This is a genomic window from Soonwooa sp. T0.1_25 (genome assembly GCF_057652215.1).
This window is the reverse complement of the sequence record NZ_JBYFBZ010000005.1, coordinates 47,321-62,470: the sequence shown is the minus strand read 5'-3', so window position 1 is coordinate 62,470 and position 15,150 is coordinate 47,321. Positions and strand designations below refer to the sequence as shown.

14 protein-coding genes and 3 tRNA genes are annotated in these 15,150 nt (G+C 33.8%); 4 read left to right on the top strand and 13 right to left on the bottom strand.

The window, feature by feature from the left end:
* Positions 1 to 3: 3 nt before the first annotated feature.
* Entirely contained in the window at positions 4 to 573 is a 570-nt protein-coding gene (locus AC23MB_RS08540; protein WP_487787000.1) for a DUF2892 domain-containing protein, read from the bottom strand.
* Between the two features lie 116 nt (positions 574 to 689).
* Here AC23MB_RS08540 and AC23MB_RS08535 point away from each other — a divergent pair, with 116 nt between their 5' ends.
* Positions 690 to 1,289: an LURP-one-related/scramblase family protein gene (locus AC23MB_RS08535; protein ID WP_374330556.1), complete on the top strand. Its 600-nt coding sequence runs from the start codon at positions 690 to 692 to the stop codon at positions 1,287 to 1,289.
* A 27-nt stretch (positions 1,290 to 1,316) separates the two neighbouring features.
* Here the strand turns inward: AC23MB_RS08535 and AC23MB_RS08530 are convergent, their stop codons facing one another.
* The 8 genes from AC23MB_RS08530 to AC23MB_RS08495 form a co-directional block, all read right to left on the bottom strand.
* Positions 1,317 to 2,345: an NAD(P)/FAD-dependent oxidoreductase gene (locus AC23MB_RS08530; protein ID WP_374330554.1), complete on the bottom strand. Its 1,029-nt coding sequence runs from the start codon at positions 2,343 to 2,345 to the stop codon at positions 1,317 to 1,319.
* A gap of 57 nt (positions 2,346 to 2,402) precedes the next feature.
* Entirely contained in the window at positions 2,403 to 3,512 is a 1,110-nt protein-coding gene (gene porN, locus AC23MB_RS08525) for a type IX secretion system ring subunit PorN/GldN (RefSeq protein ID WP_374330551.1), read from the bottom strand.
* Positions 3,513 to 3,569: 57 nt separating this feature from the next.
* A complete protein-coding gene (gene porM / locus AC23MB_RS08520; protein WP_312321886.1) occupies positions 3,570 to 5,144 on the bottom strand; it encodes a type IX secretion system motor protein PorM/GldM in 1,575 nt (524 codons plus the stop codon).
* Positions 5,145 to 5,186: 42 nt separating this feature from the next.
* On the bottom strand, positions 5,187 to 5,867 hold the full coding sequence (gene porL / locus AC23MB_RS08515) for a type IX secretion system motor protein PorL/GldL (RefSeq protein WP_313030844.1): 681 nt from the start codon (positions 5,865 to 5,867) through the stop codon (positions 5,187 to 5,189).
* Between the two features lie 48 nt (positions 5,868 to 5,915).
* A complete protein-coding gene (gene porK / locus AC23MB_RS08510) occupies positions 5,916 to 7,343 on the bottom strand; it encodes a T9SS ring complex lipoprotein PorK/GldK (protein ID WP_487786999.1) in 1,428 nt (475 codons plus the stop codon).
* 101 nt (positions 7,344 to 7,444) lie between these two features.
* Positions 7,445 to 9,298: a glutamine--fructose-6-phosphate transaminase (isomerizing) gene (gene glmS, locus AC23MB_RS08505; RefSeq protein ID WP_487786998.1), complete on the bottom strand. Its 1,854-nt coding sequence runs from the start codon at positions 9,296 to 9,298 to the stop codon at positions 7,445 to 7,447.
* 25 nt (positions 9,299 to 9,323) lie between these two features.
* Positions 9,324 to 10,901 carry a DUF4270 family protein gene (locus AC23MB_RS08500; RefSeq protein ID WP_313030851.1) on the bottom strand — a complete coding sequence of 526 codons (1,578 nt, stop codon included), beginning with the start codon at positions 10,899 to 10,901 and terminating at the stop codon, positions 9,324 to 9,326.
* 15 nt (positions 10,902 to 10,916) lie between these two features.
* A complete protein-coding gene (locus tag AC23MB_RS08495) occupies positions 10,917 to 11,687 on the bottom strand; it encodes a glycogen/starch synthase (protein ID WP_313030853.1) in 771 nt (256 codons plus the stop codon).
* A gap of 223 nt (positions 11,688 to 11,910) precedes the next feature.
* On the opposite strand from AC23MB_RS08495, the gene panC reads away from it, so the two are divergent.
* On the top strand, positions 11,911 to 12,759 hold the full coding sequence (gene panC / locus AC23MB_RS08490) for a pantoate--beta-alanine ligase (RefSeq protein WP_487786997.1): 849 nt from the start codon (positions 11,911 to 11,913) through the stop codon (positions 12,757 to 12,759).
* 119 nt (positions 12,760 to 12,878) lie between these two features.
* Here panC and AC23MB_RS08485 read toward each other — a convergent pair.
* The 3 genes from AC23MB_RS08485 to AC23MB_RS08475 all read right to left on the bottom strand — a co-directional run bounded on the left by AC23MB_RS08485 (position 12,879) and on the right by AC23MB_RS08475 (position 13,189).
* Positions 12,879 to 12,951, bottom strand: a tRNA-Lys gene (locus AC23MB_RS08485).
* Positions 12,952 to 12,983: 32 nt separating this feature from the next.
* Positions 12,984 to 13,066 (bottom strand) — tRNA-Leu (locus AC23MB_RS08480).
* A gap of 50 nt (positions 13,067 to 13,116) precedes the next feature.
* A tRNA-Lys gene (locus tag AC23MB_RS08475) sits at positions 13,117 to 13,189 on the bottom strand.
* A gap of 119 nt (positions 13,190 to 13,308) precedes the next feature.
* On the opposite strand from AC23MB_RS08475, the gene AC23MB_RS08470 reads away from it, so the two are divergent.
* A complete protein-coding gene (locus tag AC23MB_RS08470; protein ID WP_487786996.1) occupies positions 13,309 to 13,827 on the top strand; it encodes a shikimate kinase in 519 nt (172 codons plus the stop codon).
* 17 nt (positions 13,828 to 13,844) lie between these two features.
* On the opposite strand, the gene AC23MB_RS08465 is transcribed toward AC23MB_RS08470, so the two are convergent.
* Entirely contained in the window at positions 13,845 to 14,288 is a 444-nt protein-coding gene (locus tag AC23MB_RS08465) for an RNA-binding S4 domain-containing protein (RefSeq protein ID WP_487786995.1), read from the bottom strand.
* A 55-nt stretch (positions 14,289 to 14,343) separates the two neighbouring features.
* On the opposite strand from AC23MB_RS08465, the gene AC23MB_RS08460 reads away from it, so the two are divergent.
* Positions 14,344 to 15,078 (top strand): hypothetical protein, encoded by a 735-nt coding sequence (locus AC23MB_RS08460; RefSeq protein ID WP_312323110.1) that lies wholly within the window; start codon positions 14,344 to 14,346, stop codon positions 15,076 to 15,078.
* Positions 15,079 to 15,150 lie beyond the last annotated feature (72 nt).

Here is a 15,150-nt window from a genome sequence, read left to right as displayed (position 1 = left end):
ATTTTAGTGGAATTTGCCTCTTTGTCTCATATGTGGATTATGCATATGTTTTTGCATCGATGGCATTTTCAGTTGTTCTTTTAACATTTTAATTTGGTCGGTCATCATCCCAGCCGAATCAAGGCTTTTTGCTTCTTCCAAAAGTTTAGTTGCTTCTTGTCTTCTACCTTTCGACATAGCACCAGCAGCAAGATTAAGCGTCGCCATCGCACGATCGTGCTTCATATTCAGTCCATAATCTAAAGCCTTCTTCATAAGAGCTTCTGTTTTTGCTGGGTTATTTTCTTGCGCTGTTGTAAGTCCAATTAAATAATGGTAATAACCATATTGACTTTTATGAAGTTGACTTTCAAAATTTTTAATATTTGATAAAAACTGATTTGCTTTTTCAAAATTTTGCTTTCTAAGTTGCCAAAATGCCAACAAGATATATTCGTTTTTATAAAACAATAGAATCGGAATAGCAGCTAAAATTACCATTACAATTCCCCATCCGATATTTCGGTTAAACATTAAAAATATACCAAAGCCGATAAATATGGCTGCTATTACAAATTTAATATACTTATTCATTCTAAATTTTTACGATGCAAAGATAAACAATGTAAAAGAAATTACAGAATTGTAACGTTGAATAAAAATAAATTCTCAAAAAAATAATCTATATTTAATCCGCAAAAATAAAACAAATGAAAAATTTACAGTATCCTCTTGAGTTTAAGTTCAAAGTAACAACACTTGCGAGCGATTTTACGATTACTGACAAAAATGGTCAAATGCAGGCTTATGTCCGTTCAAAAATTTTTAAACTAAAAGACGACGTACAAGTTTTTGATAGCGATGCAAAAAATCAAGTTTTGTATACCATTAAAGCTAATAAATGGATAGATTTTAATGCTTCTTACGCAATAACTGACCCTACTACCAACACTGAAATTGGAAAAGTTGCAAGAAAAGGATTGCGCTCTTTTTGGCGTGCAACATATAATATTTTGGATAATCGTGGGGAGAATCTTTTCACTATAACAGAAGAAAATCCTTGGGTTAAAATGTGGGATTCATTTGTTGGAGAATTGCCATTAATCGGGATGTTTACAGGATATTTCCTTAACCCAGCTTATATTGTTAAAGATCAAAATGGTCAAATTATTTTTAGACTAAAGAAAACCCCATCTTTGTTAGGACGTCGATTTGTACTCGATAGATTGGTTGACATACCAGACGATCAAGAATCACTTTGTACACTTAGTTTGATGATGATGGTCCTGCTAGAAAGAGCAAGAGGATAACAAAAAAAGCGACTTAAGTCGCTTTTTTTATTGAAATCGTTTAACATCAACTACAGGAAAAATATCTTTCCCGACTTCAATATGTTCAAATAATTGTTTAGAAAAGAAACAGGAATTCATAACACCTCGAGCGCCCATTCCGTTTAAGACAAACATGTTTTCATGTTCTGCATGACGACCAAGAATAGGTCTTCTATCATGGACAACTGCTCGAAAAGCGACATTGACTTCATCGATTTTATATTCTTTATCGAAAATCTCTTCAAGTCCCGACGTTAGCTTATTAACAGATTCTGGAATAATCTCTAGAACAGTTTGATCCCATTCATAAGTTCCACCAACAAAAAATTGCTTCTGATTTGTTTTAAACAAAAAAAATTTCTTTTTAATAATATAAGGATCAACTTCTACATCCGAAGAAATTAAAATCGAATGTCCACGATTGCCTTTAACAGGAAGATTAGAAAAATAAGGATTGTTGTTGACATTAACACCTTCGCAAAAAACAATTTTATCAAAACGAAAATCTTTATAGGTATTGGTTTCTAAATTTAATTCAGAAAAATCAAAAGCTTCTTTTAACCATAATTTATTTTTTTCTAAATAGGAATAAAAACTCCGAAAAAAAGCTTTGACATCAACTCTCAAAGAATCATGAACTCTACCAGATAGATATTCATTTTTAACAGATTTGAGTTTAATAAAATCTGTATCGAGGAAATCTTTTAAATCTTCATTTTCTGATTTTTTAAGCCAAAGATCACGCTCTACATCATCATGGAAAATACGAACAAGATTTTCTGAATTGATGAAATTTTGACCAAGATAAGTTTCCATCTCTGAAAAGTTGCTTCGGACAGTTTCTATTTCATTCTTAGCATTCCATACGCCCGTAAAACGTTTTAAAACAACTGGATTACAAACGCCAGCAGAAATCTCCGATGCTGACCTAACGCCATCAGAAATTAAAATAAAAGATTTATTATTTTTAATAAGTTGGTGCGCAAACATTACGCCCGCATAGCCTCCTCCAACGATAATATAGTCTAGCTTCATAATAAAAAAACCTGAGTATAAAGATACTCAGGTTTTGTATAATTAGAAATAATATTCTTAATAATTCCAAAGGTCGTTCTCCATTTGCAGAATACGAGCTCTAATTCTGTCACTTTCTTCAATTTGACCATTAGCATCATCAGGAACGTAATCTTCAATGATACCACTACCACCTCTTCCTTGACCGTTATCTGATTTATAAATGATTGAAGAGAATCTTCTTGCATTTAACACATCGTCAAAAGTAATGTCAGAAGTTGTGTTCTTGGAATTGAAGATATAGTTACTAGATAATACCTTTCTAGCGTCTGGATAGAACACCCAGAATAAATCAATTGAATCTGGAGCTGCAGCTTCTGGTGTTACACCACTCTCAATTTGAGAACTTGTAATCGAAGCTTGAGCTTTAGCACCGTTAGGATCTGGTCCCATAGCACAGATACCTAGCAAACGATATTTCAACTGGCTATCTCTTTTGTCAATGTACCATTGTCCCATAATCTTTAATAACTTAACATTCTCAGTGCTAGTTTTAATTTGGTCAACATTGGCAACGATTTCATTCTGAGTAACTTTAAAGTGACTACCATCCAATTTAACAATTACGTTATCTTTTCCATCTTTATAAACATCTTGTAGTCTAGTACTATAGTAACCTTTAAGCGCATTAATACTAGCATCATCCTCGTTCATAACAGACTTGTAACCCTTTAATGTTTTAGTGACATTTTTGTCATCTATCTTACCTTCGTTCATCAACTGAACAAAGTAGTTATCTACATTAATAGCTGACGTAGATGCTGCAATACCTTCAGGTGTTAATCTTGTTGTAAAATTCTCGTCAGAGTAAACTTCTGCAATTTTACCACTAGTAACTGCATCAATAAGAACTTGATATAAAGATTTGTTTTGAGCAACTAATCCATCATTATTATGATAAAAAGGTTGATTGATTTTATCATTCATATCAATAATTTCCCAGACCACCATGCTTTTAAGGACGTCTTTATCTTCGATAAATCCATACTTTAAAGGTGCTGCCAGACTATCTTTCTTTGCCTCTCTTTCTTGTCTAAATTTTTCAGGAGAAGTTGCATTGAGAACACTAGTTTGAGCTAACGCGAAACTAGAAGAAAGTAATAGAAAATTAAAAACTATTTTTTTCATAAATCATTATTAATATTGATTCGAAAACCAATCAAATTCTTTTTTTATTTAACGTTGTTATTGAACATTTATTGCAATACCTGGAATGTTTTGAAGAACTTGTCCTCCTAATCCAGTTGCAGTAGCTTGGATATCAAAAACAATTGCGATATCACCTGATCTAAGACCTTTTGTTAAACCTTCTACAGCGCTAAGAGAACTTCCGTTAACTCTCATCGCAGCTTTACCAGGAACTTTGAACATGAAGCTATTAACAGAAAAACTTACTGGGAAGTCAAAGTCTGGCATAGCAACAGTTACTGATTGGTTAGCAATAGAACTTGCTGGCATAGCCACAACATTTCTACCTCTAATTTGTCCAACTGGTGGTGGTACATTCTTAACTCTAAATTTGAAAGGTTGAGAAATTGTAGCCCCTTTAGGATCTTTACCAGAAATTGTTAAAGTTACTTCGTTACCTGAAGAAGGTGTTACAGTCCATTTACCGTTACCTCCACCAACTGATGCTCCAGAAGCAGAAAGCGAAATATTACCAGAAGCACCTAAGATAGATCCAGAAACTGGGTTAGGAAGACCTCTATATAATACATTCATCTTATCAGCAGAAAGTAAAGCTCCTTTTTGAGCTTTAAGTTCTTGTACACCTGCGATTACATCATAAGTATGCTCGTATGGTAAAGAATGAACTTTTCCGTTTTTATCAGTAAATTTAATTTCACCTCTTAAAGCTTGAGGACCAACAGCACCAGCATTAAGCGTTGCAATACCTTGACCATTTTCTATACGGCTAACACCTGTAATTTGTAGACCTGGGATTGCACTTGCTCTTGTACCAATTGCAACTTTAACCTCTTGCGGAGACCCTTGCAATACTTGTTTTGGACCTTGTACTAAAGCTTCGTAAGCATCAAACTTAATATCTGCATCAACTTTCTCTTGTAACATTGAAGAGATTGCATCTGACTGTAGATTTCTAGCTTCTGATTGAATAACTTCTAAGTTAGACAAAGCAGCAATAAGTGGCTGATTGTAAAACTTATATTGTATCCAATTTTTTCCGCCAGCAGCTCTCTTATCTCCTTTAACGAAATCTGGAACTAAAGTCTTCTGAGCTCTCTTTGCAATATCTGCAAACTGTTGATTAGAAGCAAAAGTTGTGGTGATATAATTTCTTAAATCATCCATTTTTGTCTTTAGTTCAGCAGCTGTTTTTGATGGATTCTTTTCATCTCCATCATTAAAAAATAATTTTGTCGCAGGCTCTGTATTATTTAATGCAGTGAAACTTTCTTCTGAAGGTAAGTTTGGATCATACTCCGCAGCAGTGCTCATTTTACCTTTCAATCCGTCGATAAAACTAACAAGATCATCAGTTTTAGCTTCTAGACCTTTGTATTGTTCCTGCAAAGGACCATATACTTCTGGAGAAGCAGCAGCTTTCGCAAATAAAGTTTTTTCGAAGATTTTATCATTCTTTTCTTCAACCATATTTCTTGTATCAGTAAGAGACTGGTTGGTGTCCTTATATGACCTGATGATTTCTTGGTCAATTTGCATCGCAAGCATCGCGATGAAAACCAAGTACATCAGGTTAATCATCTTCTGACGAGGCGTCTGTTTTCCTTGTGCCATTTTTAAAAAATTTTAATAATTAATAAATAAATGAACTGGAAATTAAGACTTCATAGCAGATAGCATTCCGCCGTATACTCTATTAAGACTAGATAAGTTAGAAGTTAAACCTTGTAATTCTTCGTTGAATTTCTCAGATTGCTCAGCAGATTTTTGAATATCTTCAACATATTTTTTGCTAAATTCTGATTGCTTTTTACCATGCTCTAATTGTAGTGCATAAAGCGCATTCATACTTTCCAGGTGACTAGCAGCAAGATTCATTTGCTCATTATACTTATGTGTAGAAGCACCAACATCAACAGTTTGGTTGATTTGATCTACAGAAGCACCGAATTTTTCGATTCCACCTCTCAATCTTTCAAACATGCTTACATCTAATTTAGCATCAGCAAGCATTTTGTCTAATTTATCAGATAAAGATAATTCTAATTCTTTGTTCTCAACAATTTGATTAACAACTTTCCTTGGTTTTCTTTCAGCAGATTCATCTAAAAGTTCAGGGTATACATTTTCCCAATGGTAAGCTTCCTCAGTTTTTGGTGGATCAAATGCGAACACGATAAATACAATCGCTTCCATAATTAGACCAGCCGCAAGAGCTACGTTACCAGAAATTGGACCTAAACTCCAGTGTGTCATTTTAAATAATGCACCTAAGATTACAATCGCTGCGCCAATTGAATAAAAGAAATTCATTCTGGCTTCTTTAGTTTTAAACATGGTAAAAAAATTTTAGTTAGTAATAGTTAGTAGTTGTGTATTTTGAATTTATTTTGTCGATTTCATCTTAAATTTGACTGACCCTTGTGCGATATCTTGAATTGTTCTGAATCCTACATAGCTTCTGGCAGAGTCCTTTCTTTCCCAATCTCTGTAACCTGTCATCAATAAATAACCAGCATCTTTCCAAGAACCTCCTCTTACAGTTTTTTTAACTTCTCTATAAGCTTGGTTGGATAAATTAGGATTTAGTGTTGAAGAAAACTCATACGTAGAATTATTATATGGAGATTCCGTCCATTCCGAAACGTTACCCGCCATGTCATAAAGACCATACCCATTTCTTGGGAATTTCTTCACAGGAGCAGTATATACATATGTACCCTTTTTCTCATCTTCAATATAATTTCCTCTTTTAGGTTTGAAATTAGCTAAATAGCAACCTCTATCATCTTGAAGATACGGCCCTCCCCATGGATATGAAGCATTTTCGATACCTCCTCTTGCAGCAAACTCCCATTCGGCTTCAGTTGGCAAACGGAAGCTCATTGGCTTTTGTTTCTTTTTCTTTAAGCTACTATTAAAATCAGACTTAATCTTAGTTTTAAAATTACAGAAAGCTCTTGCCTGATCCCAAGTAACCCCTACAACCGGATATTGTTTGTATGCTTGGTGCCAAAAATATTGATCAAATAATGGTTCGTTATATGCGTAATTAAAATCTTTAACCCAAACAGTCGTATCTGGATAAACTTTAATACTTTCTTTTTTAAGATAGCTAGCATCTCTGGTTTTATCTTTAACAGCAGAAGATACATCTTCCCACTGATAAGAATACATTAGTTTGTTAGTATCAATTAATCTTTCATTATTAATTCTCTTGTCTGGTGCTACATACATAGATTCTAAAACCTCAGCATATTGCTCATCTGGATATGCAGCTGTATTCCAATGCAAAGGAACTTTCCAATCTAATTTTTTAGATTCGTCATACCCATCTCTACCTCCTTGAGATTCAAGATAAGATTGATAAGGAGTAACATTATCACCGCCTTTTTTTGAAGCATAAGCGTAATCTGAAATACTTGCCCCCGTTGAACTTTCTGATCCGCCTGTTCCAGCAGCTTCAGCTAACAATGTTCTAGCAATAGAATCTCTAACATAGTTAATAAATTCTCTATATTCAGCGTTAGTAACTTCAGTTTCATCCATAAAGAATGATGATACAGTTACAGTTTTTGGATTTGCTTTTTCTGGCATATTGGTAAAATCCATATCTGTCATACCCATAACAAAAGAACCTCCGGGAATTGGAACCATCCCAAATGGACGCTCTGACATGAATGTTTTGGCATTTTTTGCAGGAATTAATTCTCCTTTCGTTTTTGCCCCTGGTCTACCTGCTGATTTACCTCCCCCTTTTGAGCAAGATACAACAACCGATGCAGATAATAATATTAGAAATATCCTTTTCATTCTATACTATGAAATTAAGCGGTAAATATATAATTTTTTTTAAAACTATTAATATTTTCCTTAACGCATTTTTTAAATTAATATTATTTTAATGTCGAAAATTATTCAACTGTTACCGATTTTGCAAGATTTCTAGGTTGATCCACATTTGCACCTCTATAAACTGCAATATAGTAAGATAATAGTTGTAATGGTATCGCAGCTACAATCGGTGAAAAACACTCTGAAGTCTCTGGCATTTCTATTACATGATCAGCCATTAACGCTACCTGTACATCACCTTTATTAACTACTGCAATAACTTGTCCTTTTCTAGCTTTAATCTCTTGGACGTTACTTACAATTTTGTCATAATGCCCTTGTTTAGGTGCAATAATAACGATAGGCATGTTCTCATCAATTAGCGCGATTGGTCCGTGTTTCATTTCTGCAGCTGGATAGCCTTCTGCATGGATGTAAGAAATTTCTTTTAACTTAAGTGCACCTTCTAATGCTGAAGGGAAGTTATATCCTCTACCCAAATATAGGAAATTAGTCGCATCAACGTATTGTTTAGCAATGTTTTTAGCAACTTCATGTGAAGATTGTAAAACCTCTTCCACTTTAGTCGGAATCGCGTCTAATTCTGCAATTAAACTCATAAATTCTGCATTACCAAGATTACCATTATGTTTTCCTAATTTAAGAGCTATTAATGATAAAATTGTTAACTGTGCAGTAAATGCTTTTGTTGAAGCAACACCAATTTCTGGTCCTGCGTGGGTATAAGATCCCGCATCTGTTACTCTCGCTATTGATGAGTCAACAACGTTACAAATACCATATACAAAAGCGCCCTTCTCTTTAGCAAGCTTGATAGCAGCCATTGTGTCGGCTGTTTCACCTGATTGAGAAATAGCAATAACAACATCTTTAGGTCCAATTATTGGATTTCTATATCTAAATTCTGAGGCATATTCTACTTCAACAGGGATTCTTGCAAATTCTTCAATTAGATATTCTCCAATAAGACCTGCATGCCAAGAAGTACCACAAGCGATAATTACAATTCTTTCAGCTTTGTTGATACGCTCAAGATGATCCCAAATACCAGCCATTTTGATGATTCCTTCATTTACAAGAAGGCGTCCTCTCATGGTATCAAGAATAGATTTAGGCTGCTCAAAAATTTCTTTTAGCATGAAATGTTCGTAACCTCCTTTTTCGATTTGCTCAAGATTCAATCTTAATTCTTGTATAGCTGGTTCAACTTTTTCGTTGTCTTTAATCGTGAAAATATTAACACCATTTTCCAAAGAAATAGTAGCCATGTGACCTTCTTCTAAGTAAACAGCCTCTTTTGTAAATTCAACAAAAGGAGAAGCATCAGAAGCAATGAAGAATTCTTTATCCCCAAGACCAATAGCTAAAGGAGACCCTAATCTAGCTACAATAAGTTCTCCTGGGAAATCTTCGTGCATTACAGTAATTGCATATGCACCATAGACTTCGTTAAGAGAAGCTCTAACAGCGCCTGCAAATCCTAACTCTGGATTTTTATCTGTAAAATATTGAATTAAGTTTACTAAAACCTCTGTATCAGTTTCTGAATGAAATTCGAAACCTTTTCCAATAAGCATTGTTTTTATAGTATCATAATTTTCAATAATACCGTTGTGGATTAATGCAATCTTACCATTATTTGATAAATGTGGATGTGAATTTCTATCACTTGGAACACCGTGAGTTGCCCAACGAGTGTGCCCCATCCCCACATGTGCAATACCTTGAAGTCCTATAGAAATCTCTGCTAAGTCATCAACTTTGCCTTTAGTTTTTTTTACTTCAAGCTTATTATTGTTATTATCGATTACAATACCTGCGCTATCATAACCTCTATATTCTAAACGTCTTAATCCGCTAATTACGATATCGTAAGCATCTCTAAAACCTGTATATCCAACAATTCCGCACATAATTTATGTTTTTTGTGTTATTAATTTATTTTATTAATTTTTTTGAATAAGCTACTCTTAACTGAATATTTTTATAGTCCTTAAGTAAGCTAGCTTCAATTTCTTTCCCAACATTATTTGCATCTGTACCTTTTAAAACAATTCTGTTAGGTGTATAAGCACGATCTGTATAATCTAGACCAAGCATCAATCCTGTTGACGAACTCGATAAATAACTTCCTAAATCGATTATTAAATCTTTTGGTTCTTTAGCTTGTTCAATAATGTCTTTTAAGGTTTTTGTAATACCAATATCGTAATATGCATCTTCCTTATCTAAATTATAAGGTCTAATTAAAGTATAAGTTGTATTCGCAAGTGCCGTCATATCACTTAAAAAATCGGTCGCATCTTTTTCCTTAACTGTAAAATAAGAAGGTTTTGCAAACGTATTTTTCCAAATAGATTCATCTGTATATAATCTAATTTTAGCTGTTACAATACCCACTTTTTGATTTTTATTTAAATCTCTTAAAGTCGCAACAGTCTGAGCAGGAATTCTAACCGTAAGACCGCTTCCTCCCATACCTTGAGCAAATAATTGTGATTGTCCAGCTTCAGTGATACCAGCAATTGCATCCGCATAAGGCGTCCCAGTTCTGTTGTATTCAATTTGGTTAAACTTCGCATTAACTCCACCTAAACTCAAATCATATTGCAACAACTCACTTCGCGTTACTGTGCCATCTGTCGCTGTTAGGTCATTTTTGTAATATAATTTAATAGCAACTGAAGAAGGATCAAATTTAAAAATATAACCATCGTTCTCTTCAACAGAAATTTGAACTCCTTTAAAATATCTAATAAAGTTTGCAGCACTCGTTAATTCTAGCTGCTTATTTTTAGCAATAATTTTAGTTTGGAAGAAATCTTTATCCAAAGGAATTCTTAAGCTAACATCTCTATTTAACAATTCGGAATTATCCGATTTTTTAGTAACAACAACTGAATTAATTGTTCCGTCGAATACTTTTGAACCTAGAACGTTTGATGCAACATTTACTGTTTTATTAGATAATTTTTCATCAGCATAAGCACCTAAGAAATCATTAACCTCCTTAACATTGATTTTAAAACTAGTTTTGTTCCCTCCAATTTTATATTTACCATATTTAGCAACTGGATAAGTATTAACAACTTTTTTTGCCTCTACATTTCCGATTGGATAAATGTAATCATCTTTGGTTGTCGTTGTAACAGAATCTTTCTCGTATAACGGATTAATAACTAAGACAGCAGAATCCAAAACAGCATTCTTACCAAAATCAGCGTTATCAGTAGACATACGTACTTGACTAACATAAGACGATTTTTGCATCCCGAAAACAGGCTCTGTGAAAGCTCCTAAAGTTCCATAACCTAATTTACCAGCATCTGTTCTTATAACATCTCCATAAGTATGATTAAACCCAACGATACTATAAGCCGTTTCAACACCTTCTGCACTATTCCCATCAAACAATTGCTCCCCAAGATTATCCAAATCCGATTCGCAACTTACAACAGCCAAAGTCAATACTAAAGCACTTCCTAATGTAATTAGGCTTTTTAATTTATTTATCATTCTTGTTTTTTCGATTTAATATAGTTGCGCGATTGCATCTACACTTAGATAATCAGATTTCTTTGCCGACGCTTGTCCATAAGCCTCTTCTAAAGATTCTACTAAAAATTCGTCTCCTTTTACAATAGAATCAACATAGTTCATACTATCATTAACAAAGCCTAAGAAACTTGGATTATCTAACGATGTAAGTTCTGTAATATTATCAAAAGTTAGAATTTCTTTACTATTGCTTCCAAGTTCAGAATTTTCTTCATTGTAAAGAGACAAAACTAACTTAGTATCGTTAAAATATGTATCGTCTTTATAAAAAGTTTTTAAGTAAATAGGAATAAGAGAAGCCATCCATCCATTGATATGGATTACATCTGGCACCCAGTTAAGTTTTTTGATAGTTTCGATAACACCACGTGCAAAGAAAACTGCTCTTTCGTTGTTATCCTCAAAAGCTTTTCCTTCGTCATCAAAATACAATTGCTTTCTTTTGAAATACTCTTCGTTGTCGATAAAGTAAACCTGAAGTCTTTCTCCTGGCAACGAAGCTACTTTAATAATCAAAGGTTGATCTAAGTCATTGATGATAATATTCATCCCTGAAAGCCTAATAACCTCATGTAGTTGGAATTTTCTTTCACTAATTTGTCCAAACCTTGGCATGAAAACCCTCACATCGTTACCTTCTTGATGCATTTTCAGAGCCATCTGGTGGACCATGTTACCCATGTTAGAATCTTCATGGTAAGGATACATCTCTGTTGTAACGTACAAAATCTTTTGATTCGGCATAATATATTTTATTGTCTAAAAAGTATAAACACTTTATTTTGCAAAATTACAAAAATTTATTGCAATTGTTTTATTTTAATAATTTTTAGCACGATTTGGTCAACCACCACACTTATATACGCACTAAATCAAGCATTTAACATTTAATTTTATAAATTTTTAACAAATAAAAAACTTTTGTACAGATACATTTTATAATTTTACATTCAATTTTAACAAGATTATGAAAATCCTAAATAACAGAGTCGAATTAGAACAATTTGTATCTGAAGCTAAAAAACAAAACAAAAGCATCGGGTTTGCACCAACAATGGGCGCCTTACACGATGGACATATTTCGCTTTATAAAGAAGCTAGAAAAGAAAACAACCTAGTTATTTCTTCAATTTTTGTAAACCCAACACAGTTTAACAATCCTGAAGATCTCGAAAAATATCCAAGAACAGTAGAAAAAGACATCGAAAAACTAGATGTTTCTGGATTAGTAGATGCAGTATACGTTCCTTCTGTAGAAGACATTTATCCTGGCAATCTTGAAAGCAAAAATTACAACTTCAATGGCTTGGAAAACGAAATGGAAGGTGCGGCGCGACCAGGACACTTCGATGGTGTCGGCACTGTCATCGAAAGACTTTTTGAACAAGTGCAACCTGACAATGCTTATTTTGGAGAAAAAGATTTTCAACAACTAAGAATTATCGAAGCTTTGGTGGACAATCTTAAACTTTCTGTAAAAATACATGGTGTTAAAATCCACAGGCAAGATGACGGTCTTGCGATGAGCTCGAGAAACATGCGCCTTAGCGAAGAAGAAAGAAATGCGTCCACTATTATTTATCAAACTTTAAAAAAAGTGAATGATTGGTTCCGAGTTATTACAATTCCTGAAATTAAAAATCGCGTCGAAGAAATTGTCGAAAACCAAAAAGGTATGGAACTCGAATATTTTTTAATTGCAGACGAAGAAACCTTGAAAGAAACAGACTTCTTTTATAAAGATAAAAATTATCGCGCTTTTATGGTTGTTAACGTCGGCAAGGTAAGATTAATTGACAATATGCATCTGGATTAAGTCCAGATGTTTTTTTTTGCAATAGATATAAAAACATAGAAGCCTCCTTATTCAGGAGGCTTCTAAACACCAAATCACAAAATATTAATATGAAAAAAATTTACTATGAGGTAAATTTGTGACCCGGCTGGGATTCGAACCCAGGACCCATACATTAAAAGTGTATTGCTCTACCAGCTGAGCTACCGAGTCTTGAATAATTGCTTATTCTAGTTTTTTGCTTGTGCCTGCGACTGGACTCGAACCAGCACATCCTTAGGAAACCACCCCCTCAAGATGGCGTGTCTACCAATTTCACCACGCAGGCTTAAAATCTTTGCTAAAGAGTAAATCTTTATTTCAAATTTTTTAAGCTAGTGACCCGGCTGGGATTCGAACCCAGGACCCATACATTAAAAGTGTATTGCTCTACCAGCTGAGCTACCGAGTCGGCCACTTCAACAAGTTGCGTTATCACATTCGAGTAACATCCCTTGTTTTTAGTGGTGCAAAGATATAACTTTTTTTTGATTCTCAAAATTTTTTTCGAAATTTGTTGAAAATAAAAACATGATAATTTCCCTTATCGGCTACATGGGAAGCGGAAAATCACACATTTCCAAACTCTTAAGCCAGAAAATAAATTTCAAATTAATTGACCTTGATCAGCAAATAATTTTGAAACATCAGAAAAAAATTTCCGAAATCTTCGCTGAGCGTGGCGAAATCTTCTTTAGGAAGGAAGAAAAATCAATTCTTGAAGAAATATTAAAACTTGATGATAATATTGTTTTGAGTCTTGGCGGTGGCACTCCTGTCTATTACAACAATATGGAACTTATCAACCAAAAATCGAAAAGTATCTTTCTACAAGCTTCTGTTGGTACATTAGCAGAAAGATTGTTGCGACAAAAGGCAAAACGTCCACTCATTGCAAGATTATCCGATGAAGAACTTCCAGAGTTTATTGCAAAACATCTTTTTGAGAGAAATACTTTTTACTCGCAAGCAAATTACACAATAAACACAAATAATAAGTCACCAGAAGAAATAGTTGATGAGATTATTACGACTTTAGATATAAGATAAAAACAAGAAGACGAGAATTAATTATCCTCGTCTTCTTTTATTTCAGTGAAAAACTGATCCCAAGATTCTTCATCCATCAATTCTTCTTCGTCTCCTTCCACATCTAGGAAGCCTTCAATCTCTCGTCGATCTTTTTTAGTTGGTCGACCTTCTCCTCTATTTCTGTAATAGTTTTGGGAGCTTTGACGCATTTTCAAAATTTCGTATTGTTCTTTATCCGTTCTATCGATAACATGCAAAGTCACAAACTTAGCGCCAATTCTACTTTTGGGAATTTGTAAAACTTCAATTTTATAATCGATTTGATTTTTTCTAATTTTTATAATATCGCCAACTTTCACCTCTTTAGAAGACTTTACAGGCGATGCACCAATGCTTACACGATTCTTTTTGATCTCGTCAGCGGCAATACTTCTTGTCTTATAAAATCGAACACTCCACAAAAATTTATCAATTCGCATATTTTTTATACTTTTGCTCCGTTAAATAATCGGCAATTTAAGATTAAATTCAAAAATGAAAAAAATATTATTCGGTTTTGCAGTATGTGCACTAGCACTACAGAGCTGTAAGAAAGACAATGCAGATGACGCTCCAGTCTATACGGAGCCAACAATTGATGTGCAAAATCAATACGATGACCAAGCGATTACCAAGTTTCTAGATAATAATTATTTCGATGCACAAGGTAATGTTAAAGCGTTTAGTACAACAAGTGCTGATGACGATAATGAAGCTAAACTTTCCACTTACCCAAAAGAAACGCTATCTAACGGTACTATCATTATTAAAAGAGCTAATGCGCAACCAGATCCAGGTAAGACGATCGCACCAACAGATAGTTTGAGAATAATGAGCACAACGACAACGTATTGGGCAACTAATGAGGATAATGAAGTTAAATTCCGTTACGGAACAGTTTTCTCAAATGACATTTTTGGGTCTGGAAACGTACAAGTTGACCCACCTTATTATTATGTAACTGAGAAGTTTATGGCTGACAACAATAATACAGACCGTAATTTTTATCAAATTGAAGGTTTTACAGAAGCTTTACAACATTTTAAATCAACTGAAGTGGATGATTCTACAACACCTAACTTACAGGGTATCATTATTGTGCCTTCTAGGGCTGCATTTGCAAGAGATAAATATTATCAAGCGTCAACATATCCTTTAGTTGATATGCGAAACAGAACTTTTGTATTTAACTTCCAAGTTTATAAAAGTATTACGAGACCAAAACCTTAATCTTTGGTTTTAAAACATAAAAAAAGAGAGTCAAATATTTGACTCTCTTTTTTATTTATCTAAAGTATATTT

Coding starts and splice junctions, on each gene's coding strand:
- glmS (WP_487786998.1), bottom strand. CDS start 9,298: ATGTGCGGAATTGTTGGATATACAGGTTTTAGAGATGCTTACGATATC.
- AC23MB_RS08460 (WP_312323110.1), top strand. CDS start 14,344: ATGAAAAAAATATTATTCGGTTTTGCAGTATGTGCACTAGCACTACAG.
- AC23MB_RS08540 (WP_487787000.1), bottom strand. CDS start 573: ATGAATAAGTATATTAAATTTGTAATAGCAGCCATATTTATCGGCTTT.
- porK (WP_487786999.1), bottom strand. CDS start 7,343: ATGAAAAGGATATTTCTAATATTATTATCTGCATCGGTTGTTGTATCT.
- AC23MB_RS08495 (WP_313030853.1), bottom strand. CDS start 11,687: ATGCCGAATCAAAAGATTTTGTACGTTACAACAGAGATGTATCCTTAC.
- AC23MB_RS08465 (WP_487786995.1), bottom strand. CDS start 14,288: ATGCGAATTGATAAATTTTTGTGGAGTGTTCGATTTTATAAGACAAGA.
- porM (WP_312321886.1), bottom strand. CDS start 5,144: ATGGCACAAGGAAAACAGACGCCTCGTCAGAAGATGATTAACCTGATG.
- porN (WP_374330551.1), bottom strand. CDS start 3,512: ATGAAAAAAATAGTTTTTAATTTTCTATTACTTTCTTCTAGTTTCGCG.
- AC23MB_RS08535 (WP_374330556.1), top strand. CDS start 690: ATGAAAAATTTACAGTATCCTCTTGAGTTTAAGTTCAAAGTAACAACA.
- AC23MB_RS08500 (WP_313030851.1), bottom strand. CDS start 10,901: ATGATAAATAAATTAAAAAGCCTAATTACATTAGGAAGTGCTTTAGTA.
- AC23MB_RS08530 (WP_374330554.1), bottom strand. CDS start 2,345: ATGAAGCTAGACTATATTATCGTTGGAGGAGGCTATGCGGGCGTAATG.
- porL (WP_313030844.1), bottom strand. CDS start 5,867: ATGTTTAAAACTAAAGAAGCCAGAATGAATTTCTTTTATTCAATTGGC.
- panC (WP_487786997.1), top strand. CDS start 11,911: ATGAAAATCCTAAATAACAGAGTCGAATTAGAACAATTTGTATCTGAA.
- AC23MB_RS08470 (WP_487786996.1), top strand. CDS start 13,309: ATGATAATTTCCCTTATCGGCTACATGGGAAGCGGAAAATCACACATT.